Raw genomic sequence first — 23823 nt, forward strand, 5'->3', positions numbered from 1 at the left:
TCACACTATTTTAGTATTTAAAATAAATTTAAGAAAACAATAAGACATTATCATATACAAAAAAACTGGAAAACTAAATAATGTTAAAAAAGATGAAGAATTTAACCAGGACAAAATTACCGCGGCAGTAAAAATATAATACATACAAGTTCTTAAAATATCACCCTTGTAAATAAATAAATCAATCTTATTTAAGAAAAAAGAAATAATAACCCCAGAAAAAATTGCGTAGATCCAGTAAAAACTCCCTAATATATAAACTGCCTCACCAAAATTAGTAACAGTAACATTAGTTGTTCCTGAAATAGCCTTCTCCCAATTTGGATAAACCATATATGTTATCTTTCTAGATAAATTAGAATCCAAAACATCTACAGAATTAAACTTCAGACCAAAAACATGCTCACTAATAGTATTACCAAAAAGATTATATAAAAGTTTAGAAGATTGATCTATATCAACACCATTAGCAAAATAATTCCAGACACCTATAGTACCAAACGCAGACATTACAGTCATTCTATGAATAATAAAATAAAATGCGTCATTATAGCTAGAGTAATTCATGACTTGTCTTGTTGTAAAAGTTAAAATCACTAATACAATAGGAGTAATATACAAAACAACCTTTATAATATTTTTTTTATAAAACAGTAAAAGAAATACAGGAATTAAAGTAAATATAACAACAAACTTATACCCTGTAAAAAATGCGCTTAAAACACCCAAAAAATAGATAACATAACAAATTTTCTTACTAATTTTTTTATTGGTAATAAAGATTATTGTTGTCAACAATATTATTAAAGGAGTTGCATATATAGTAATCCACTTATATAAAAAACCTAAAGGACCAAATCCAACCCTAATATCCCCTCGATTTTGCCCCTTAAAAAGATAATCATAACCAGAAAAAATAAAGACAAAACAGCAAAAAATTATCATTATAACTAGCATACGTCTCAAACTTCTAGTATCTTTAGTAGATGGTAAAAATGATATTAAATTAATTTCCTTCTTTAAATATAAAAAAAACACTATTGAAAATACTATTAAAGCGTATATCAAATTATTTACAAATAGCTGCCACGTTACATCTCCTGCAACAACCATGTCACCACTAAGCAATAAATATAACTCTCCAATAACAGGCATAAATAAATATGCAGCGATGATAAGTATTAACAGTTGCATTTAAGAACCCTAACATTAAATAAATTTTTACCTAGAATATAGAGATATAATAAAAAAATCTGCACCAAATTACAAATAAGAATTGAATATGGCACTTTATAAATACTAATGTTTGAAAAATAATAAAGTGAAATCAAGTAACAAAGCAATGAAAAAAATGAAATTATACTTATTACCAAAACCTTACCATGATAAAATAAATAATTAACAACAATAAGGTATGGAAGAATGAGCATAAAAGCAGCTGAGAAAATAATAGTATATTGTTTTACACCTTGAAATCCTTCCCCCAAAATAAGAGCATAAATATTATCATTTATTAAAGAAAAAAATATTGGAGGTAAAGGAACTATACAAAAACTAACAAGTGAAAAAAGTAAAATTTTTCTCTCTCTTATTTTTTTATTTTTCAAAAAATCAAAGTAGTATGGTAACAATGCTTTATTCAAAGCCATTAATCCAACAGATACAATGCTTGCTAACTGCACTCCCGCTGAGTAAACCCCCAACTTTTCAGAGTCGAAATAATTATATATATAAATTTTATCAAATTGACCTTTTGCAAACATACTAAATTGATGCAAAAGTAATGGAATACCAAAGGATAAAAAGTATATTAGCATTATTTTAATTTTTCTTACTCTGAAGTTTTCTTTTTTATTTCTACTAAAATTAATATATGAAATTATAAATCCTAAAAAATAAGAAAATAAAAAAGAGAACATCCACGATTTAAGATTATCCAACACACCATAATTAAAAAAATATATTAAACTAAATACTAAAGCAAATGAATTAATACATTGGAGAAAAAAATACTGGATTGCTTTTTTTTGACACTGCCTAAGTGACAACTGAACATTAAACAACGACTGGAAAGATGCAATTAATGTGAGAATTATATAATCCATCTTACCAATTACATAAAAAAATAAAATTAGAAAAAATGTAATTAAAAAGTTATATAGATAACAGACATTAACAATAGAAATCAAAGATTTCTTGCCGTATTTATAATAATATCTTGTAATCGCACCCTCTTGACTCATACTAACAAAAATTAAAATTAGCAAAATCACAGTCTGATAATAACTAACAACCCCATAATCTGAAGCACCCATTATTCTGGTTAGATATGGTATAACCAAGAAAGGTGTTATTTTTGATATAAACTCTGCTAATAAATATGTAACTCCATCCTTTAAAATCGACATGTTTTTTAACAAACCTTCACACTTAAAATTCAATTATATTAATAGAAGTTTCTTTAAAATAGCTATAAATAACATCTATTTCCTCTAAATTATTCACCTTACTATAAAAACTGTAACACTCAACATTTGGAATCATATTTTTTAATGTAATCAATGCAGTTGAATAACAAGAATATATCTTACTTGGTAATTCATTACTTGATAATATGAAAAATAATTCAACCGGCATTTCAATTTTTAAAATCTTTATATTTGAAATACCCTTTATATTTTCAATATCTTCAACTCTATGAGGAATATATATTAATGGGCTTTCTTTTGAGTATTGTTTTGCAACCATATTAACACATTTTATATAATCCTCTTTGCTGAATCCAATCATCTTTTCTACTGGTTGACCAATAAAATACGAACTATGTGTTCTGCTTTTCTCTAAATAATTTTTAATAGCATTAAATTCATTTTTATATATTTTCTGTTTACCAATTCCACTGATGTTGAAAAATGTAAAAAAATTAAGCTCATTAATTTTTCTTTGTTCAATTTTCTTTTGTATACGCAACGTAGCCAATCCATCATCTAAATAGATATACTCCTTCCCCCATAAAAATAAATTTATGAATTTTATAAATGATGAACATGCACTTCCAAAATATATTATTTCATATTTTCTAAAAAATACTTTAATCCATAATGACAAATTAAAAATAAAATCTATTTTTACATGATTTGGTCTGAGAGTAAAAAAAACACATTTCAATCCTAGAAAATCTATGCAGTTTCTTAGATGCTTATCATTATCCCCTCTACCACTCAAGCGAATTAATAGCAGGTAATGGTCTTTCTTATTTAAGTTTATCGATTCAAATGCACAAATGAGCTGTAATGGTGACTCAACTATATATAAATTCATATTATTTACTTTTTAAAATCGCTTCGGCCCAAAAAAAGTCTATTTCACTATCAATATCAACTGCTGTTGCCTTTTCTGTCTGAAATCCATATACATCTGAATCAAAGAAAATTTTATCATTTTCTAATAGAGATAAAACCTCATAAATATAAATTGATCCATTTAGACGATAAAATTTGGGTAGATCCTGACTTCTTTTACCCTCTACCTCGGGCCTAATAAATTCTGCTAGACTACTATTATCAGGCATAATATTGGACCACAATGGGCTATGCTCTGTCTCAGATACAGAAACAATACCTTTCGCATTTTTTGCAATAAAAAAATCTAAAGCAGCATCTAACTCTGTAACCAAACGTAGTGGAGACGTCGGTTGAAGCAATACAATAAGATGGTTTTCTTTTTTAATATCCAATTTTTCTATTGCATGTTTAATAACATCAAAACTAGAAGCATGATCATTCGATAAGGCATCTGGTCGTAAAAAAGGAACATCTGCACCATATTGCTCTGCAATCTGCTTAATCTCTAAATCATCTGTAGAAACTACTACGTGATCTATATATATTGAAGCCAATGCAACTTCAATCGACCAAGAAATTAGGGGTTTTCCACAAAGTAATTTTGTATTTTTACGGGGTAATCGCTTACTTCCCCCTCTTGCAGGAATAAGTGCCGTTACATGGTATTGCTCTAACATCAGAATTTACCAAAATCTAAATTTATAATATCGCGTTGCGCCCGATTATAGTCTTCCATATGCCCAATATCCAACCAATATTCATGCAATGGATAGCTCGTAATTTTTTGCTGTAAAGCAATCTGCTGCTCTAATATTGTAGGCATTCCTATAAATTCAGCATTAACTTGTGCAAGTAACTCAGGAGAAATCACATAAATACCTGTATTTATATCAAAGAAATAACTCGGTTTTTCTGTCATTCCTTGAATTACATTATTTTCTGAATTAACCACACCATACGGAATTTGGTACTGAAACTCACGCACACACATTGTTGCTACTGATTTGTTTTGTTCATGAAAATCAATAAGTTTTCCAAAATTCATGTTAGTGAGCACATCACCATTAATAACAATAAAAGGTAGCTTGATTTCTTCTTTCGGCAACAAGCTTAATGCTCCACCTGTACCTAGCGGATCATTTTCATGCACATATTGAATTTGAACATCAAATTTTTCGCCATTTCCAAAATGCTCTTCAATAATTTCAGGCAAATAATGAGTTGAAATATAAAACTTATAAAACCCTTGTTCTTTTAAACTTAATACGATGGTTTCTAACAGCGGTTTTCCACCAACAGGCAACATAGGTTTCGGGCATTTATCAGTCAATGGTCGTAATCTAGTACCAAAACCGCCTGCCATAATAAATACAGGGTTTTCTTTTCTTTTACGGCTAATTAAATCTTCTAAAGTTATAATGTTGACTAATTGACCTGCTTTTAGAACCGGCAATGCCAAATAACGCTTTTCTCGCATTATTTCAAAAATCTGCCGATTTGTTAATTCACCATCCTCAATTGCATAAGGGGTTACATGCATAATCGTTTCAACAGAAGCATGTAAATCTTGGCCTTTAAGTAAGCCTCGACGGATGTCACCGTCAGTTATACTACCAAGTAAATGATTATCTTCATCTACCACCAACACAATTCTTAAAGCATATAGGTCTAATAATTCTAATGCCTTTAATATCGTGTCTCTTTTGTTCAAAACTATTTTTTTTACATCAATCATTACGTTTTAATTCCTTCGCTGGTGCACCTACGTATGTTGTATGCACTAAAGTATTTTTTAACACTACAGCACCAGCACCAATCGTTGAGTATTCACCCAACTTCTTTAATTCTAAAGGTCCCATACCTGGCAGAATTGCAGCATTTGTGCCAATGTATACGCCAGTACCCACATGGATACATCCAGACAAATTCACACCAGGCATAATCGACACGTAGCTATCGAGTTTACAGTCATGCCCTATTGTGCAGTTGAAGCTCAAAACCACAAAATCACCGAAGCTACAAGAATTGGTAACTCTCGCACCTGCAGCAATTATCACGCCTTTAGAATGATCTAATTGTTCGCGAACTCCAAAACCCAATGTAGCCTGGGAATGTATTAAATTTGGAAAATTCAAATGAGGATAAAATTCATAAATTTTTTGACGAATTTTCGGAGCAGCGATACCTATAGTAAAGTCAATATTCGCAACACCAACTATTTCAGATTCCAAAAACACAGGGAAACCTAACAAAGTTTGGTTTTTCCCTGCTTCCTTTTCTAAAAAACATATATCGGTATAACCTTGATCGAGAGCTAAATCTAATAACTCCTTTGCAAAGCCGCTAGTTCCAAAAATCGCTAGTTTCTTCATTTATTATTCAATAAAATCATTCTTTTTAAACGCTTTGGTTGCATAACTCCCCAAAACATCCCAATATTTATTTGGTTCTAAGACAACCTTACCAGCTCGTTTGGTTGTAATATTTTCCTGTGTAAAGAGTTCACCTTCGGCAATCTCTTTACTCGCCACAATACTACGTCGCACTAAATAATAATTATCACTTTCTTGCTCTAACATAAATTTTATGCCATCACCAAGAGCCGCATGGGTTTTATGTAATATCTCAACATAGCGTTTAAATTCATCGGCTTCCATAGATGCCGCATGGTCTGGTCCAGCCATATTTTTATCAAGCGTTATATGCTTTTCAAAAATTCGAGCACCTAAACTCAAGCTAATAACTGCCGCATATTCATCTAAAGTATGATCAGAATAGCCTGTCGTTAATCCAAAAACATTTTTAATTGTTTCAATTGCCCGTAAATTGGATTGTTCAAATAATGCTGGATATTGCGTTACACAATGCAAAATTGATACCTGTTCTTTTAACTTTTTACGAACAGCAAATTTTGAATATGACTCTCTAAATAATTGTTGTGAAGGGCGAATGTTTGTTCCTTTATCAAGAACAAATGCAAAAACCGACAATGCTTGTTCAATGTCCCCTAGACTTGCTGTGCCTGTCGATAAAATCACATGTTTACCAGTACATGCCAACTCATATAAAAATGGTAAGTTAGAAATATCTGCCGATGAAACTTTTAAAAATGGCACATCAAGCTCATCGACCAAAAACCTTAAACTTTCCGAATCAAAAGGTGTTGATATAAAAGTAATATTTTCGGCATAACAAAAGTTCTGAATCTCTTTTGTTTGCTCATATGTCAACTCAAGGCTTTTCACAAGTTCAAGCTGACTTTGTGCCGAACCCGTATTTTCTTTTTGGTAAGCAGCCATTTCCGTTTGATCTGAGAGTAAGCTATCTGCTTTGAAAGTCTGAAACTTAACCGCATTAGCCCCACATTCTTTTGCTTTTAAAATGAGTTCTTTTGCTAGTTCTACAGAACCATTGTGATTCACACCAATTTCAGCAATCACATAAATTTCGTTTTCATCAAAGATCATAAAATGGAGCCTTTTTCTTAAAATCTATTGTCTTAATGACTTCTATAATTTTTTGAGAAGTATTACCGTAACCCAAAGGAGGTTGCACTTGCTCTAATTCAGATTCTGGAAATTCTTGCGCCTGCTTTATCGCATCCTGAATTTCAATTTGATTTAGTTTGACATCAATAATCGATTTGCAACGTAGGCGACCCTTCTGACGGTCACCAATATTAACTGTAACCACTTGTAACGCAGGTGCCTCAGATAATCCACTTGAAGAATTACCAACCATTGCAAGTGAATATTTCAAAACACTCAAATAATTCTGAATACCAAAACTTTTAACTAAAAGCACACGATCTGGCATTTCCGCATGCAGATCCAACATCTCTTTTACAATTTCAGTATTTCCATTGTCCGCATTAGGATAACTAAAAACAAAATTGAGGTTATCTTGAGCCCTTAATGCCTTAAACAATGGTGTTACATCCTCATCATGCAAATTAGTCTCTGGATGATAAGTGATCAGAATATAAGGTTTTTTGAAATCAAAATCATAGATTTCACTCAACTCATCTAAGGTTCTAAACTCTGTGCGCTGAATATGGTCTAAGCCTAATGCACCGACATTAAAGACCTTTTCAGGTTGCTCACCCAATTGAATTATTCGTTTTTGATATGGTTCGGCTGCAGCGAAATGTAGTGTTGCCATTTTTGTAATTGCGTGACGGATTGATTCGTCATAAGCGCCTTCTGTGATTTCACCACCATGCAAATGTGCAACAGGAATTTGCATAATCAAGGCAGCTTGCGTCACGGCTAATGCCTCAAAACGATCCCCCAAAACCACTAGCAAATCAGGTTGCATACGGCGTAATGCATCAGCAAAACCAAGCAACCCTACTCCCATAGATTTCACAATAGCACTTGGAGTATCTGAAGAAAGTAGCATTTCAACCGATTCAGTAATTTCAAAACCATCATTAACGATAGTTTTCCATGTCTCCCCATGCTCAGGTGAATAATGCATTGCCGTAGCTAAAATCTGTAGCTCTAAGTCTGGATCACTTTGTATATCTTTCATTAACCAATACAGCAACCCATATTCTGCCCGGGTTCCTGTAAATACGGCTATTTTTTTCATCTCAAAACTCCAAAGGAACAGAGCTTGGAATATTGACAACACGCTCTTCTAACCAATTTGAATGCGTTAAATGGTCTTGTAACGCATTTTTGTACATTGGTAATTTGGTCATTAATGTCCAAATTGGACGAGTCATTACTTTACTTTCGTTAGTGCCTTGCAATACAAGATCTCGATGCGCTTTATTTTCACAAATAATCGCATTTAACCAATAGTTTGAATGACAGTCTTGAGGTTCTACAAAAAATTGAGTATCTGAGTCTTTAAAAAACTCTAAATAGTGCTGAGCAAGGCTTCTTTTTTTATCAAGAAAATCATTTAAGTTTTCCATTTGAGCACAGCCTAACGCAGCATTTAAATTTGGCATACGGTAGTTAAATCCATTCTCATCATGATAAAACTCATAAGGATGTGGAATTTTTGCAGTGGTCGTAATATGTTTTGTTTTGATACCAAGCTGTTCATCTTGACATAAAACCATTCCACCACCACCTGTAGTGATAACTTTATTACCGTTAAAACTTAATGCTGAAATTGGACCTAAAGTCCCTGTATGCTGACCTTTATAATATGACCCTAAACTCTCCGCAGCATCTTCCACCAATGTTAAATGCCATTTTTGACACACAACCATTAACTCATCCAACTCTACAGGATGACCAAATGTATGCATTGGTACAACTGCTGAAATTCTCTGATTTGTTGCTTTGTGTCGACACTCTCCTAAATCATTAATATAGGCATATTCTTCTAAATATTGTGCTAATGCAGTAGGACACAAGCCCATCGTTTTTAAGGAAACATCAACAAACAAAGGATCTGCACCGATGTAGGAAAGTGCATTGCATGTTGCGACAAAGGTTAACGCTTGTGTTACTACAAGATCGTCTCGCTTAACCCCTGCCATCAGCAATGCTACATGCAGTGCAGCAGTGCCATTCACTGTAGCTATAGCCCGCTTAGTACCTGTAAAATTTTGAATTTTTTCTTCAAACTCAGTAACAAATGCTCCAACACTAGATACAAATGTACTTTCTATCGTGTCTAATACGTACTGTTTTTCATTTCCAATAAAACGGGGCTCATGCAGTGGAATGAATTGATCTGTTTTATAAATATCACGTACAAATTGATTAAATTTTGCAATTTCCACTACATTTTCCCATCTAAATATAGACCAGTTTCTTTATGACCAAAGTTCGGCATCATATAGTTAAATAAATCGACTATTTCTTCTTTGTTCCACTGTTTGGCTTCTAGCATTGCACTGATTTTGTTTTCGAAAGTCTGTAATTTATCTTCTTCAATATTGAGTGCATTTTTGATTACACCGAGATTAGTGAAACGCTGCATATCCAGAACTTCATGATCTGTAAAAAACTCTTCAAAATCTTTTTCACCAGTCGTCGTGCTACCCGCAAATAGACATGGCCACTTACCTTGTTTTGGTAAAGTCTTAACTAATTCTCGAGCTTCATCTTCAGTCTCACAAAGATGTGGTTCATAACCTAAATGCTTTAAATATTTCACTGCGATATCAGCAAAAGTAATGAGGTGTAAATGTTCGCTTAATTTTGGGAAGAAAATATCTCTATTGTCACCCAATAAACATGACATTAAACAAAGTTCACCCGATTCTTTAGGAGTCACAAAATAACGTCGAATATCATTTGGAGCAGCAATTGGTTGTTGTTTTTGAATACGTTGATTAAAGCCATGCAGTAATGAACCATCCGAAAATGCCACATTCGCAAATCGTGCTGTCGAAATATCGATATATTGACTTTGACGCATTAAAAACATTTCCATAATCCGTTTAGAACCGCCCATCATATTGACGGGGTTCGCGGCCTTATCGGTAGAAACACAGAAGTATTTTTTTACGCCTTTTTCGATAGACTGTTGAATTGTTTTTTCAGTATTTAAAATATTGACATGAATCATTCGCATTAAAGTATAAGGATCTTTTTCACTACGAACATGCTTTAACGCAGATAAATTTAATACGTAGTCAAATTTTCCGTCATTTTGAATAAATGCGTCATACTCATCAGAGCCAATGTCTAATGCAAAGGTTTGAAAGTCACCCTCAATATAACCAAATGAGCTACGAATATCTCGCACGACCTCAGTTAAATTGTTTTCAGAAATATCAACAACATGTAGCTTTAATGGATTTCTTTTAAAAATTTCTTTAACAACAGCCTGACCTATAGATCCTGCACCGCCAAGGACTAAAAATCTTGAAGATGAAACAATATTTTTTAATTTTTCATCCCATAATTGAATATCATCAATAAAAAGTTCTTGCTTACGACCAATTAATTCTAATTGAATATCAACTGACATTATTTAAAACCCTATTTCCTAAAGTCTAATATTTGAAAATTCTTTATCTAATATATATTTCAAGTCATATAAGACATGATTCTGTTTACCCAAAGCATGCATTTCTTGTGAGGTCATTGCCTTAAATTGATCATGTGCAACTGCAAGAATAATGGCGTCATATTGCCCTACTTCCAACTTCTTAACAGGCGCCAAACCATATTCGTGTTTCACCTCTTCAGGATCAACCCATGGATCATAAACATCCAAATCAAGATCATAATCTTTTAGGGCATTGACCATATCAATGATTTTACTGTTTCGAATATCTGGGCAATTTTCCTTAAAACTTAAACCCATCACCAAAATTTTTGAGCCCACAACCTGAATACGCTTCTTCACCATTTCTTTAATAAGTTGCGTTGCTACATATTCACCCATGCGGTCATTTAATCGACGTGCAGCTAAAATAATTTCAGGGTGTAAACCAATAGATTGAGCTTTATGCGTTAAATAATACGGATCGACTCCGATACAATGCCCACCAACCAAGCCTGGCCGAAACGGTAAAAAATTCCATTTCGTACCCGCAGCTTTGAGTACATCTTCAGTATCAATACCGAGTTTATTGAAGATCAATGCCAGTTCATTAATTAACGCAATATTCACATCACGTTGTGTATTTTCAATCACCTTTGCTGCTTCTGCGACCTTAATGCTTGGAGCCTTATGTGTACCTGCCACAACAATTAAGTTATAAACTTGATCGACATAGTCAGCAGTTTCAGGCGTAGAGCCTGATGTGATTTTTAAAATATTGGTTACACGGTGCTGTTTGTCACCAGGATTAATACGCTCTGGACTATAACCCGCAAAGAAATCCTGATTAAATTGGAGTCCAGAAACTCTTTCCAATACAGGAATACAAACTTCTTCTGTTGCACCAGGATAAACCGTTGATTCGTAGACAACGATATCGCCTTTTTTTAATACTTTTCCAATGCTTTCAGATGCTTTAATTAATGGCGTCAAATCAGGTTGCTTAAAATCATCAATTGGGGTTGGAACAGTCACAATAAAAAAATTACAGTCTTGTAAATCTTTTAACTCACAAGAATAGCTTAACTGAGTCGCAGCCAATAATTCTTCAGAACTCACCTCAAGGGTGTGATCTTGTGCACCTTTCAACTCTTCAATTCTTTTTTGATAAATATCAAATCCAACAACTGGTACTTTTTTCCCGAATTCCACTGCCAATGGCAAACCTACATACCCCAGACCAATAATGGCTATTTTTAACTCAGAATTATGCAACATGTGTCTGCCTTGATGCCCGTACTCATTGACTTTAGAATAAATTAAATGCCATTTTATCGGCTATTGGCTAATATAACAGAAATACATTTTGTCTTAACGCAAATGCGTATAAATAAATTATACAATTTGTTATAGTTAGCTAAATTTTGAATAGATACACTCAATCTCATCAAAAGATTGAAATATTTTTATAATAGGGTTCAGAGTGAAATTTCTACAACATATAGGCCTTTTGGGGTTCACACTCAGCACTGTCGGTTGTGCATTAGCGCCTGGCCTACAAACATACGATTTACCTGAACAAGGCATTTATCAGACAGAGCTAGGAAGCTCCGTGAATGTGATACAGTTAAATCAAAATACACTACGTCATTTGCAACAAAACCAAAATACTGATATTCAAGATATTTCTAGTTTATTTCGTCACTCTCAACTGAACTACAAACTCAGTCCAGGTGATATCTTATCTATTTATTTATGGGCATATCCTGAAATTACACCTCCTGTAAGCAATGCTAACAATGATCAATCCATTCAAGCCAATGGCTTTCAAATTGATCAAACAGGCTATATTCAGTTTCCAATTATTGGACGCTACAAAGCAGCTGGTAAATCACTCGCTCAAGTCAATCAGGAGTTGCGTAGTCAACTGTCTCGTTATTTAAAAACACCCGATGTGATTGCACGCGTATTGTCTTATCAAGGTCAACGTTATTCTGTGCAAGGGAATGTAATGAGAGGCGGGCAATTTTTCCTGAGTGATCAACCTGTTAGTGTATATACTGCACTCGGTTTAGCTGGCGGGGTAAACACCCAGTATGGGGATAATACCTCCATCACATTAGTTCGTCAGGGTCGTACTTATCAGTTAAATAGCATTGATTTAGAAAAAGCAGGTTATTCACTCCATAATCTTTTAATTCAACCCAACGATACGCTTTATGTAAATTCTAAAGAAAATCAAAAAATTTACGTGATGGGTGAGTCGGGTAAAAATCAGTCATTACAGATGCGCGATCAAGGCATGACTTTGAGTGATGTATTGGGAGAAAGTCTTGGTTTAAACCCCAATACCGCCAGTGCAAGTCGTATTTATGTCTTACGCAGTGATGGACGAACACAGCAAACTGAGCTATATCATATGAACCTACTCAGTCTAGGTGATTTTGGCTTAGCCAATCAGTTTAAAATGCGTCGTAATGATATTGTCTATGTAGATTCTACTGGGTTAGCTCGTTGGCAACGTATTGTGACCCAAATTCTACCTTTCTCTAACGCACTTTATAACATTGATCGGTTGGGGAACTAATGCATATTCAGAATATTCTCGTGGTCTGTATTGGAAATATTTGTCGTAGCCCAATGGCTGAATATTTTTTAAAACAGGAATTTCCCCAACTGCATGTTGAGTCTGCGGGGATCTCTGGTTTAATTGGACATAGTGCCGACGATAAAGCTATTTTGTGCATGCAAAGGCATGGTATTGATATGCAGCCACATATTGCAAAAAAGTTAAGTGCCGAGTTAATTAAAAAATCAGACTTAATATTAGTGATGAGTCAAAATCAACAAAAACATATCGAACAGACATGGCCTTTTTCCAAAGGAAAAACCTTTCGATTAGGGCATTGGCAAGGGAAAAATGTGCCTGACCCTTACCAGCATGAACAAGCCGTTTTTGATGATACCTGTCAGCTTATACAAAATTGTATAAATGACTGGAAGAAACATATTTAACCCATTGATAGCAAAATTATGAGCCAAAATACCAATACAGAAGACACAATTGATTTAAAAGAGCTGTTCTTTTCGCTAATTGCTCAATGGAAACTAATTGCTTTATGTACCATCTTAAGTCTGGTGTGTGCATTACTCTATTTAAGAACAACTCAAGATATTTACGCAGTAGATGCATTGATCCAGGTTGAAGATAGTAAGGGAGCAGGTACTGCTGCTTTATTAGGTAATCTATCATCTATGGTAGAGCAAAAGTCGCCAGCCCAAGCAGAAATTGAGATTTTGAGATCACGTTTGGTTCTCGGGCAAGTCATACAGCAACTACATTTAGATTTTAGTATTTCTTCTACTGATGATACGATCTTTAATCGCCTGCTTAATCAAGATACCTTTCAAACGGAATATCAACCACAGGCTGTTACTTTTTACAATAATGAAAAGTCATTTCAGATCAGAAAGTTTGATGTTCCCGCTGAATATCTAAATCAACCACTTCTTCTACGTTTTGAAGGTAAACTATTTACTTTAATAGATCAAAAAACAGATGAAGTAGTTTTTAAGGGCTCCTTAAACCAGTTGAATCAAGACCGCTCTTCTTATGGAACGTGGAATATTGGCATTTTTAGCCGTGACTCATTAAATTCAAGTTATAATGTTCAGAAGATGTCGCTGCCTGCTGCGGTAAATTCGATTCTTGATCATTATTCTGTGGCAGAAAAAGGTAAACTCACAGGTGTACTTGGACTGAATTATCAAGGCCCTGATAAAGAACACATCACTAAAGTTTTAAATTCTATTTTAGTTGCTTATAGCAAACAGAATATCGAACGTCGTTCTGCGGAAACTGCCCAAACCCTAAAATTTCTGGATGAGCAACTCCCTGAACTAAAACAACAACTTGATGTTGCTGAACGTGAGTTTAACAAATTCCGTGAACAGTATAATACGGTAGATGTTACCAAAGAGTCTGAACTCTATCTAACTCAAAGTATTAATCTTGAAACCCAAAAGATTCAATTAGAGCAAAAACAAGCTGAACTTGCTGAAAAATATACAGCTGAACATCCTGCAATGCAGCAAATCGATGCTCAACTTGCCTCAATTAATAGTAAAATTAAAGAACTCAATGCAACATTAAAACAATTACCAGACCTGCAACGCCGCTATTTACAGTTATATCGTGAAGTTGAAGTTAAACAACAACTCTACACCACTTTATTAAACTCTTATCAGCAGTTACGTATTGCCAAAGCCGGTGAAATTGGCAATGTTCGTATTGTTGATACAGCGGTGTTGCCAATTGAACCAATTAAGCCTAAAAAGTTATTGGTACTACTATTATCAATTTTTGTCGGTGGCTTTATTGGTGTCCTTGTAGCATTGATGCGAAATATGATGCGTACAGGAATTAAAGATTCTGGTCAAATCGAGACCGAACTTGATCTTCCTGTTTATGCAACAGTTCCTCGTTCGCCTGTGCAAGAAAACCGTATCAACATTCTCAAGAAGAAGAAACACATCCCTATTCTTGCCGTCAAAAATAGTGATGATATCGCGATTGAAAGTTTACGTAGCATGCGTACCGCAATCCATTTTGCACTCAATAATGCGCGAAATAATGTCATTATGATTTCCGGACCAGCACCAGAGCTCGGTAAGTCTTTTGTTTCGACTAATCTGGCAGTGATTCTGGCGCAAAGCAATAAGCGTGTACTCTTAATTGATGCTGACTTACGACGCGGGTATTTACATAAATATTTCCATCAGGATAATCAATCTGGTCTGGCGGAATATCTGAATGATCAACAACCACTAGATAAAATTGTTAAAACGACTGAAGTTGAAAATTTATCAGTCATTACTCGAGGTAAAAGCCCCGCAAACCCATCTGAGCTGCTCAGTACAACGCGATTTAAAGACTTACTTGAACAGCTTTCTACTCAGTTTGATCATATTATTGTGGATACTCCACCAATTCTGGCGGTTACTGATGGTATTATCATTTCGCAATATGCAGGCGTTAACCTTGTGATTGCACGCTATGGTAAGACACAAATTAAAGAACTGGAATTGGTCGTTAACCGCTTTGAACAAGCGAGCGTTAAAGTTACGGGTATTATCTTGAATGATATTCAACGTACGGCTGGCTCAAGTTATGGTTATAACTACGCGTATGCCTATAAAAATACCCAAGATGATTGATCGTTCTAGCTCTATTTAATTAAAAAGGATCAGCATTATGCTGGTCCTTTTTATTTGTATAAAAAATGTTTTAGCTTATCAGTCTGTTATAGCTTCTTTATTGATACAGGCATATAGTAATATCCAATTATAAAGCTGGTTGAAATAGCATCTACGCTTTTAAAAATTTGCTAAAATGGTGGCAAATTTTGAATACTACAATGAATTTTGGAAAACCCTATGAGTAAAGCCTTACCCATCGCTGTTGCTGTAATTTTAGGCGGTGCTGCACTTGTTCCAGTTTATTATGCAACCCAACACCCTGAAGCCATCACTTCAAAAGCCTCTAAAAATGCTTCTGCTGTTGAAAAAATTAGCTATGCTTTAGGCTATGAAGTTGCCCACCAAACACCACCTGAACTCGACATTAACAGCTTTGTGACAGGCGTCCGTGAAGGGCACGCTCGTACCCAGCCTGCTTATACCGAGCAAGAATTACAACAAGCTTATCAGCAATTCCAACAAGAAATGCAGCAAAAACAAGCAGATCAAGCCAAAAATACACAAAGTGCAAGCGATAGCTTCCTGACCGAAAATGCTAAAAAATCGGGCGTGAAAACCACAGCTTCTGGACTGCAATATATCATTACCCAAGAAGGGACTGGCAAGCAGCCAGCAGCTGACTCTGTGGTAACCGTACACTACACAGGTAAATTGGTTGACGGTAAAGTTTTTGATAGCTCGATTCAACGTGGTGAACCAATTGAGTTCCCATTGAATCAGGTCATCCCAGGCTGGACTGAAGGTTTACAGTTAATGAAAGAAGGCGGCAAAGCGACTCTGTTTATTCCAGCAAAATTGGGTTACGGTGAACAAGGTGTTCCAGGCACCATTCCTGCCAACAGTACGCTGATTTTTGATGTTGAATTAATTAAAGTGAAATAAGAAATAGAGGAGAGCTTAGCTCTCCTTCTTTCGCTTTAGGCAATCGACTTTTTACAAAATCGAGTGTTCCTCAACTAGAACAGATTTTATATATTAAAAGTTCTAAACTGATTGAACTTGAATACACTAAAAAATAAAAAGTTCTGTCCTACGTATTCCTGATACTCGAATATAGCGACACGAAAATTCCTTAGGAAGATTGAATGAAAATACAAATACTGTTGGCATCTACCCTGTTATTGAGTGCCACTGCTTTTGCCAAGCCAATTACCACCAGCAGCTCCGCTTCAGAACAAGTCGGTTATAGCTTTGGCTATTTGATGGGTCGTACCAACGCCGAGTCCATGAAAGATTTAAATCTCGAAGCCTTTATTCAAGGGCTGCGTGAAGCGGCTCAAGGGAAAGATGCATCGCTTACTGATGAGGAAATGGCGCGTATTTTAACCCAATATAAAAAGCAGGCTGAAGCACGACAACTGATTGAATTAAGAAAGCAAGCTGAAGAAAATAGTAAAATTGGCACAGCTTTTCTCGCAGAAAATGCCAAAAAGTCAGGCGTACAAACCACTGCTTCAGGTCTGCAATATCAAGTACTAAAAACTGGTACAGGGAAAACCCCGAAAGTAAGTTCTAAAGTCAAAGTCGACTATGAAGGACGTTTAATTGATGGGACAGTTTTTGATAGTTCAATCGCTCGTCAGCATCCTGCCGAATTCCAAGTCAATCAAGTCATTCAAGGCTGGACGGAAGGCCTACAGTTGATGAAAGAAGGCGCAAAATATCGCTTCTTTATTCCATCGAATCTTGCCTATGGTCAGATTGGTTCTGGCGATATTATCGAGCCAAACAGTACCTTAATTTTTGATGTCGAATTATTACAAGTGTTACCTTAATAAAAAAGGGACTGATTTCAGTCCCCTTTTTTTAAAACTCTAAACTAGATTTTTCTGTAAATCGTCAATCGCTTATGGTCGAATATCTCGTGGGCGGAAGCCCATTAAGATTAATCCGATCAGGTAAGCCGCAACCCCAAGTACACATAAGCCAATCACTTCAGCAACACGCATCCATTGTGACACTGTGCCATCATACCAAGTTAAACCGTAAGCCAAAGCAGCAATCATCACGATATTAGCCACTCCATATTGTAAAAACAGTTTTTTCCAATGTGGACCAAAACGGAAGATATGACGTTTATGCAAATAGAAATACAGCATACCTGCATTCACCAACGCCGAACCTGAAGATGCCAATGCCAATGCCATGTGTTCGGCATGCCAATCAATCAGTTTAAAGAAACCAATAAACACGACGTTTAAAATCGCATTTGCTGCAACTGCCATTAAACCGACCCGGACTGGGGTTTTGGTATCTTGCTGGGCATAGAAACCAGGTGCAAAGACTTTAATCAACATAAAAGAAATTACCCCAGCACTCATACACTGCAAAGCCAGTGCTGTCATTTGCGTATCTTCTAAGGTAAATTCACCACGTTGAAACAAGGCTTGAATAATCGGGGTCGACAGCATAAACAACGCAATACTGGCAGGTAGCCCAACCATGACTATCACCTTCGCAGCCCAGTCCATCATGCCACGGAATTTATGTTGATCCTGTTCCGCATGTCGTGCCGACAAAGACGGTAATATGACGGTACCAATCGCCACACCAATCAACCCGAGCGGCAACTCGGTCATACGTTCCGCACTATAGAGCCATGACACCGATCCATCCTGCATAAAGGATGCCCAGATGGTATTCAGCAATAAATTGATTTGGGTCACTGAAACACCGAATAAGGCAGGCAACATCAACTTCATGATGCGATCGACCCCTTCATGTTTAAAGTCGACCTTTGGTGGAATCAATAAATTCTTGCGCCACAATTCTGGGATCTGGATCGCAAGCTGCAATACCCCTGCTGCAACCACCGACCAACCCAATGCCATGATCGGCTGAGCCATATACGGTGTGAGCCACCATGCCCCTGCAATCATTGCAACATTGAGTAAAACAGGAGCAAATGCAGGCGTTGAAAAAGATCCATAACTGTTCAGAATGCTACTGGCAAAAGCCGTCAGTGACATGAACATTAAATAGGGAATAGTGAGGCGGAACATGCTCACCGCCAGATCAAATTTCGCTGGATCTGAGTGGAAACCTGGCGCATAAATATACAAAACTGCAGGCGCAGCGACCATCGCAATAAAGGTCAGCAAGGTCATCACAGTGAGTAAACCACCAAACACTCGACTGATGAGAATCTGGACTTCTGCGTGTGTCTTACTGGTTTTATATTCCGTTAGTACAGGAATAAAAGCTTGTGAAAACGCCCCTTCCGCAAATAAGCGCCGAAAAAAATTGGGGATACGGAAAGCGACGACGAACGTATCGAAATCCTTACCTGCACCAAATACATTGAGCAAGACAATATCGCGGACTAAACCAAGTACGCGAGACAACATGGTCATTGCACTGACAATAAAGGTCGATCGCCAAAGCGCCATCGTTACCACCCAGTAAAAAAATTAGTCGCTATTGTAATGAAACTTGTGAAAGAAAATCGTTGTTAAATGATTAATCTCAACGGAAATGTCTTTTTATTTTGCATGCTTGATCTGTTGGATCAAGCTACGTAACTTGCCCCAATCAAAGAAAGGACCCGGATCCGTTTTACGCCCTGGCGCAATATCGGAGTGCCCAGCCAAATGCTGTTGAATTGCAGGATAAGCTTGCTGCAAGCTCACAATCACTTGTGCCAAAACCTGATATTGCTGTTCTTCAAAAGCAGTATCATCACTGCCCTCTAACTCAATCCCAATCGAATAATCATTGCATTCCTGTTGCCCCAAATAAGCTGAACGTCCTGCATGCCAAGCACGTTGCGCAAAATTCACAAATTGCAGTACCTCGCCCGTACGTAAGATCAACAAATGCGCCGAAACCTTGAGTTCTTTAATAGTTTCAAAATAGGGATGCACACTCGGATCCAGCTGGTTCTGGAAAAATTGCTGGATATAGCCTCCGCCAAACTGTGACGGCGGCAAACTGATGTTGTGGATCACCACCAGTTCAATTTGGGCTGTCTCTGGTCGCTGATTAAAATTAGGCGATGGAATTTGTGTCGCACCGATGAGTTGACCATCGACAACCTGAAAAGATGGAGCCTGCTGCATAATCCATTCCTAATTTTATGGAGGGTTAATCGGTATGTGCACCATGCTAAAACTTTCATCACGAAATCTCAAATCTACAGAATAAACTGCACAGAACAAATCTATTTACAGCAGAACAGTGTTAAGATAACGCGCAATTTTCATGGGTTAAAAAAGACACGGAAAGACTATGAGCATTTCTCCAGCGTTGCTTGAACAATCAATTCAAATCAATATTCAACAAGCACTCCAAGAAGATATTGGGGATGGGGATATTACGGCTTTATTGACCCCTGAAGATGAGCAAGCGACGGCAACCATCATTAGCCGCGAAGACATGATCTTAGCGGGTCAACCATGGGTCAATGCCTTAATTCAGGCCTTTGATGCTTCAGTCCAAGTCACTTGGTTAAAACAAGATGGTGATACGGTTCTTGCCAATGAAGCATTTTTAAAGCTTGCAGGTTCCGCACGCAGTTTACTAACGGTTGAACGTCCAGCACTGAACTTTATTCAGACTCTTTCGGCAGTGGCGACCAAAACTGCCGATTATGTTAAACAGCTGGATGGCTTAAATACCAAACTTCTAGACACTCGCAAAACCATCCCTGGTTTACGTATTGCGCAGAAATATGCAGTTGCAGTCGGTGGTGGTCAAAATCACCGTTTAGGTCTGTTTGATGCCTTTTTAATTAAAGAAAATCACATTATGGCGGCAGGTGGAATTGCTGAGGCGATTGCCAAAGCCCATCAAATTGCACCAGGTAAACCTGTAGAAGTGGAAGTTGAAACTTGGGATGAATTGAACCAAGCACTTGAAGCCCAAGCGGATATTGTGATGTTGGATAATTTTAGTCAACAACAAATGATTGATGCGGTTCAGCATGTAGCAGGTCGCTGTAAACTGGAAGCTTCGGGTAATATTACCATTGAAAATTTACGCCAAGTGGCCACAACGGGTGTTGATTATATTTCAATGGGTGTACTGACCAAAGATGTCAAAGCGATTGATTTATCCATGCGTTTTAATGGCTAATTTTCCTCCAAACATCGGCGATCAACATTTAGCTTGATCGCCTATTTTCCATACACATTAAGTCGATTGAAAATTATCTCGAAAGTTCTATAATTCCGAGCTAACTTTTCTCCCCCATAGCGGCTGTTATAAATATCTGGAAACAGCAAATTCTATTTTTGCTGATTGCACTGGTATCGGTAGCCCTTTTTTGCTTATACCCAGCTCTACCGAAAATTTTAAAAAATCCAGAAATATATTTTCACTTAAATGGCGCAAAAATCGTGATTTCAGTGTTAATTAATTACGCACTCATTTCCTTTATTTACTTATTGTTTAGAAAAACATTTATTACTCTTTTCTTTAGCCAATTTATTTTCTTATTGCTGATTTTTATCAATGAACAAAAAGAAAAATACTTATCTGCCAGTCTAGTGCCCAGTGATTTCTTACTGATTAAAGAAACCTTTATTGTCGCGCCTTGGTTACTCAAATTTTCGGTGCTCACAGGCGTTACCTTATGTATTGCACTAATGGTGTTCCTTTACCGTAAAGAGCGCCTTGAGAAAAAGCGGCTCTTTTTTTCGAATGCACTATTATCACTATTGGGGCTTGGATTTTTGATTAGCGCCAACTTTAGTAATAACTTTGGTCATTTTTGTCAGCAATCCCCTCAAAGCTGGCTATGTAAATATCAACAAGCTTTTCCCAATACTAGAGGTGATTGGATTGGTGACCATCTGACCATTCAAAAAATTGGTTTTATCCCCTTTTTCTTTTCCAAATCCATAGATAGCTTAAATACCCAACTGTTTACAGAAAATATTCCAGAGCCAACCATCAAAGCCCTGTATACAACTTTTAGCCAAACAACGACTGCCACTTCACCTACTGAACAACAACCGAATATTGTGATGATCATGAGTGAGGCGCATTGGGATGCCCGTCAGTTAGGCAAAAGTATTCCACAGAACATTACCCCTACCCTTGATCGCTATCAAACTGCAAGTCTGCTTTCACCGAGTTTTGGTGGCGGTACAGCGAATGTTGAGTTTGAGGTACTCACTAGTCTCAATATTTACTTGAATCATAATGAGTTAATGTATGTTTCCAAGCTGAAGCGTCCAACTTATTCCCTGGCCACGTATTTAAGTAGCTTGGGCTATGACACCACGGCCATGCATAATAATGGCAAGTTTTTTTTCAATCGAAACTCAGTTTATACAAATTTAGGCTTTAATCGCTTTACATCTTTAGAGAATATGATCAGTTCACAAGATCGTGCCAAATATATCAATCAAGGTGGTTGGGCAACAGATGAACTACTCTATCAAAATATTCGTAGCCAGCTCACACATACTAAGCAGCCACAATTTATTTACGCGATTACAGTAGAAAACCACTTTAGCTACAATGATGATCGCTACGGTAAAGATCATTTCAACATTAAGCAAGAGGGTCTCAGCGACGCCTCAAAACGCCAACTGAATACCTACCTCACGGGCTTGCAGCGTGCCGATCAACATGTCACGAAATTAATCCAAGATTTAAAACAAGTTGAACGTCCAACTATTGTGATTTTCTTTGGAGATCATTTACCAAGCTTAGGTCAAGTATATGATGACTATCATTTCTTTGCTTCAGAGCAAGAAAAAGCCGAAAAGAAAGATGTGAAATTTTTCAGTACGCCATTGGCTGTTTGGAGTAACTACCCGATCGATCGTAGCCTGTTCCAGCAAAAGAATATTGCAGCCCACTTTCTTGCACCCAAAGTGCTAACTGCTGCCCAGCTACCACTTCCGCCTTATTATCAATTTATTCAGGAAGTGAATTCTTGCTACAGTGCCATCCATCAAACAGGCGTCGAGCTAAATCCTGAATGTAAATACCCACATCCTCAACTACTGAATCAATATAAAGATTTAAATATGGATGTGTTAAATGGTAAAAATCATACTTATCAGCTTTTAGCGAAAAAGTAGGATAAAGCTTTATAACTTCGATGACTCTTTTTGGGTGGCTTGGTTGATCACTTCATTTTTTTCTGATTTATTCCATGCAGAAGCTGTTTGGTTGAATTCAGCAGGACGTGGATCACATGCCATAATGACAAAGGTCACCACTGCGCAAAAGAGGATAAAAAATTGAGCCATAGCAGCCTGCTCCAATAAAATTGATGGCATGCAGTCTACAGTATGATCTTGACGATACAATTAAGTGCCTGTTATGGATTGGTCTTGATTTGATTAGGTTTTGTAATAAAAAAAGCACCCTGTAGGATGCTTTTTTATGCTTAAACCATCAAGCGCATTACCAGCCTAATGCTTCTTGCTGCTTTTGAATCAATGCTTGAATGCCTGCTTCAGCCATTTCTAACATGGCATTAGTTTGGCTACGGGTAAACGGTTTATCTTCCGCAGTACCTTGAATTTCAATGAATTCCCCTGCTTGTGTCATCACCACATTCAAATCGGTCTGACAGTTTGAATCTTCTTCGTAACACAAATCCAGTAAGACTTCATCCTTGAAAATACCAACAGAAATCGCAGCAACCAAACCTTTTAATGGATCATGCTTAATTTTCTTCTGTTCCAGCAAAACATTCATTGCATCGACTAAAGCAACCGCTGCACCTGTAATCGCTGCAGTACGTGTACCGCCATCCGCCTGAATCACATCACAATCGATGGTAATGGTGTTTTCACCCAATTTCTTTAAATCCACCATGGCGCGTAAACTACGACCAATCAAACGTTGGATTTCTTGGGTACGACCTGACTGTTTGCCACGTGCCGCTTCACGGTCACTACGGGTATGGGTTGAACGTGGCAACATGCCATACTCCGCGGTGACCCAACCTTGCCCTTTGCCTTTCAGGAAACGAGGTACAGAATTATCAATACTGGCCGTACACAGCACTTTGGTATGGCCAAATTCAACCAGTACAGAACCTTCGGCATAACGTGTGTAATTGCGTGTAATTTTTACATCACGTAATTGATCTAGAGTACGTTGGTCGATACGCATAATTCGCCTTTAAGATTGACTGAAATTCGTTGCGCCCAAGTATAGCAGATGCTCTCGAAGCAAATGGTATATCTGTAAAACGGACGTTAAAAAACTCCGAGACGGAGAATTCAAACAGCAGTTTAAGACATCGCAAGATGCTGTTTTTATCAGCAATAAATTTGTTAAACTCAGTCAAACC

22 protein-coding genes are annotated in these 23823 nt (G+C 36.6%); 7 read left to right on the forward strand and 15 right to left on the reverse strand.

Translation table 11 applies throughout. The annotated features are described in order from the left end of the window. From MKI85_RS08300 to tviB, 11 genes are read right to left on the reverse strand one after another with little or no spacing between them, the layout of a single operon-like run. Nucleotides 1-1194 (reverse strand): O-antigen polymerase, encoded by a 1194-nt coding sequence (locus MKI85_RS08300; RefSeq protein WP_241626741.1) that lies wholly within the window; start codon nt 1192-1194, stop codon nt 1-3. Beyond that, a complete protein-coding gene (locus MKI85_RS08305; RefSeq protein WP_241626742.1) occupies nt 1182-2408 on the reverse strand; it encodes an oligosaccharide flippase family protein in 1227 nt (408 codons plus the stop codon). The genes MKI85_RS08300 and MKI85_RS08305 overlap by 13 nt, the downstream gene beginning before the upstream one ends. Before the next feature lie 22 nt (nt 2409-2430). Then, on the reverse strand, nt 2431-3321 hold the full coding sequence (locus tag MKI85_RS08310; protein ID WP_241626745.1) for a hypothetical protein: 891 nt from the start codon (nt 3319-3321) through the stop codon (nt 2431-2433). A gap of 1 nt (nt 3322) precedes the next feature. Beyond that, complete coding sequence (locus MKI85_RS08315) at nt 3323-4021, reverse strand: acylneuraminate cytidylyltransferase family protein (protein ID WP_241626746.1); 699 nt, start codon at nt 4019-4021, stop codon at nt 3323-3325. Beyond that, on the reverse strand, nt 4021-5079 hold the full coding sequence (locus MKI85_RS08320; RefSeq protein WP_241626748.1) for a nucleotidyltransferase family protein: 1059 nt from the start codon (nt 5077-5079) through the stop codon (nt 4021-4023). Before MKI85_RS08320 ends, MKI85_RS08315 begins: the two co-directional genes overlap by 1 nt. Beyond that, the gene (locus MKI85_RS08325) at nt 5072-5716 is read right to left on the reverse strand and encodes an acetyltransferase (protein ID WP_241626750.1); all 645 of its coding nucleotides are present in this window, start codon (nt 5714-5716) and stop codon (nt 5072-5074) included. The genes MKI85_RS08320 and MKI85_RS08325 overlap by 8 nt, the downstream gene beginning before the upstream one ends. A gap of 3 nt (nt 5717-5719) precedes the next feature. Continuing rightward, the gene (locus MKI85_RS08330) at nt 5720-6811 is read right to left on the reverse strand and encodes an N-acetylneuraminate synthase family protein (protein WP_241626751.1); all 1092 of its coding nucleotides are present in this window, start codon (nt 6809-6811) and stop codon (nt 5720-5722) included. Continuing rightward, nucleotides 6801-7937 carry a UDP-N-acetylglucosamine 2-epimerase gene (gene neuC, locus MKI85_RS08335; protein WP_241626753.1) on the reverse strand — a complete coding sequence of 379 codons (1137 nt, stop codon included), beginning with the start codon at nt 7935-7937 and terminating at the stop codon, nt 6801-6803. Before neuC ends, MKI85_RS08330 begins: the two co-directional genes overlap by 11 nt. Nucleotide 7938: 1 nt before the next feature. Continuing rightward, nucleotides 7939-9090 (reverse strand): LegC family aminotransferase, encoded by a 1152-nt coding sequence (locus MKI85_RS08340; RefSeq protein ID WP_241626755.1) that lies wholly within the window; start codon nt 9088-9090, stop codon nt 7939-7941. Continuing rightward, nucleotides 9090-10286 carry a UDP-N-acetylglucosamine 4,6-dehydratase gene (locus tag MKI85_RS08345; protein WP_241626757.1) on the reverse strand — a complete coding sequence of 399 codons (1197 nt, stop codon included), beginning with the start codon at nt 10284-10286 and terminating at the stop codon, nt 9090-9092. Before MKI85_RS08345 ends, MKI85_RS08340 begins: the two co-directional genes overlap by 1 nt. A gap of 18 nt (nt 10287-10304) precedes the next feature. Next, on the reverse strand, nt 10305-11582 hold the full coding sequence (gene tviB, locus MKI85_RS08350; RefSeq protein ID WP_241626759.1) for a Vi polysaccharide biosynthesis UDP-N-acetylglucosamine C-6 dehydrogenase TviB: 1278 nt from the start codon (nt 11580-11582) through the stop codon (nt 10305-10307). A gap of 205 nt (nt 11583-11787) precedes the next feature. On the opposite strand from tviB, the gene MKI85_RS08355 reads away from it, so the two are divergent. From MKI85_RS08355 to MKI85_RS08375, 5 genes are all read left to right on the forward strand, one after another. Continuing rightward, nucleotides 11788-12891 carry a polysaccharide biosynthesis/export family protein gene (locus tag MKI85_RS08355; RefSeq protein ID WP_241626761.1) on the forward strand — a complete coding sequence of 368 codons (1104 nt, stop codon included), beginning with the start codon at nt 11788-11790 and terminating at the stop codon, nt 12889-12891. Beyond that, nucleotides 12891-13319, forward strand: coding sequence for a low molecular weight protein-tyrosine-phosphatase (locus MKI85_RS08360; RefSeq protein WP_241626763.1), 429 nt, complete (start codon nt 12891-12893; stop codon nt 13317-13319). The genes MKI85_RS08355 and MKI85_RS08360 overlap by 1 nt, the downstream gene beginning before the upstream one ends. A gap of 18 nt (nt 13320-13337) precedes the next feature. Then, the gene (locus tag MKI85_RS08365) at nt 13338-15521 is read left to right on the forward strand and encodes a polysaccharide biosynthesis tyrosine autokinase (RefSeq protein ID WP_241626765.1); all 2184 of its coding nucleotides are present in this window, start codon (nt 13338-13340) and stop codon (nt 15519-15521) included. A 219-nt stretch (nt 15522-15740) separates the two neighbouring features. Further along, the gene (locus MKI85_RS08370) at nt 15741-16445 is read left to right on the forward strand and encodes an FKBP-type peptidyl-prolyl cis-trans isomerase (protein ID WP_241626767.1); all 705 of its coding nucleotides are present in this window, start codon (nt 15741-15743) and stop codon (nt 16443-16445) included. A 203-nt stretch (nt 16446-16648) separates the two neighbouring features. Beyond that, the gene (locus MKI85_RS08375; RefSeq protein ID WP_241626769.1) at nt 16649-17338 is read left to right on the forward strand and encodes an FKBP-type peptidyl-prolyl cis-trans isomerase; all 690 of its coding nucleotides are present in this window, start codon (nt 16649-16651) and stop codon (nt 17336-17338) included. 72 nt (nt 17339-17410) lie between these two features. Here the strand turns inward: MKI85_RS08375 and murJ are convergent, their stop codons facing one another. Together murJ and ampD are read right to left on the reverse strand one after the other, a co-directional pair. After that, a complete protein-coding gene (murJ, locus tag MKI85_RS08380) occupies nt 17411-18961 on the reverse strand; it encodes a murein biosynthesis integral membrane protein MurJ (protein WP_241626771.1) in 1551 nt (516 codons plus the stop codon). An 84-nt stretch (nt 18962-19045) separates the two neighbouring features. Further along, entirely contained in the window at nt 19046-19621 is a 576-nt protein-coding gene (gene ampD, locus MKI85_RS08385; protein ID WP_241626773.1) for a 1,6-anhydro-N-acetylmuramyl-L-alanine amidase AmpD, read from the reverse strand. 169 nt (nt 19622-19790) lie between these two features. On the opposite strand from ampD, the gene nadC reads away from it, so the two are divergent. Together nadC and MKI85_RS08395 are read left to right on the forward strand one after the other, a co-directional pair. Next, nucleotides 19791-20636 carry a carboxylating nicotinate-nucleotide diphosphorylase gene (nadC, locus tag MKI85_RS08390; protein ID WP_241626775.1) on the forward strand — a complete coding sequence of 282 codons (846 nt, stop codon included), beginning with the start codon at nt 19791-19793 and terminating at the stop codon, nt 20634-20636. Between the two features lie 128 nt (nt 20637-20764). After that, nucleotides 20765-22597: an LTA synthase family protein gene (locus MKI85_RS08395; protein WP_241626847.1), complete on the forward strand. Its 1833-nt coding sequence runs from the start codon at nt 20765-20767 to the stop codon at nt 22595-22597. A 9-nt stretch (nt 22598-22606) separates the two neighbouring features. On the opposite strand, the gene MKI85_RS08400 is transcribed toward MKI85_RS08395, so the two are convergent. Further along, on the reverse strand, nt 22607-22768 hold the full coding sequence (locus MKI85_RS08400; RefSeq protein ID WP_241626777.1) for an ABZJ_00068 family colistin stress protein: 162 nt from the start codon (nt 22766-22768) through the stop codon (nt 22607-22609). A 157-nt stretch (nt 22769-22925) separates the two neighbouring features. Beyond that, the gene (gene rph, locus MKI85_RS08405) at nt 22926-23642 is read right to left on the reverse strand and encodes a ribonuclease PH (RefSeq protein ID WP_241626779.1); all 717 of its coding nucleotides are present in this window, start codon (nt 23640-23642) and stop codon (nt 22926-22928) included. Between the last annotated feature and the right edge of the window lie 181 nt (nt 23643-23823).

The sequence above is a fragment of the Acinetobacter zhairuonensis genome, from assembly GCF_022601715.1.
In the GTDB taxonomy this organism is placed as follows: Bacteria; Pseudomonadota; Gammaproteobacteria; order Pseudomonadales; family Moraxellaceae; genus Acinetobacter.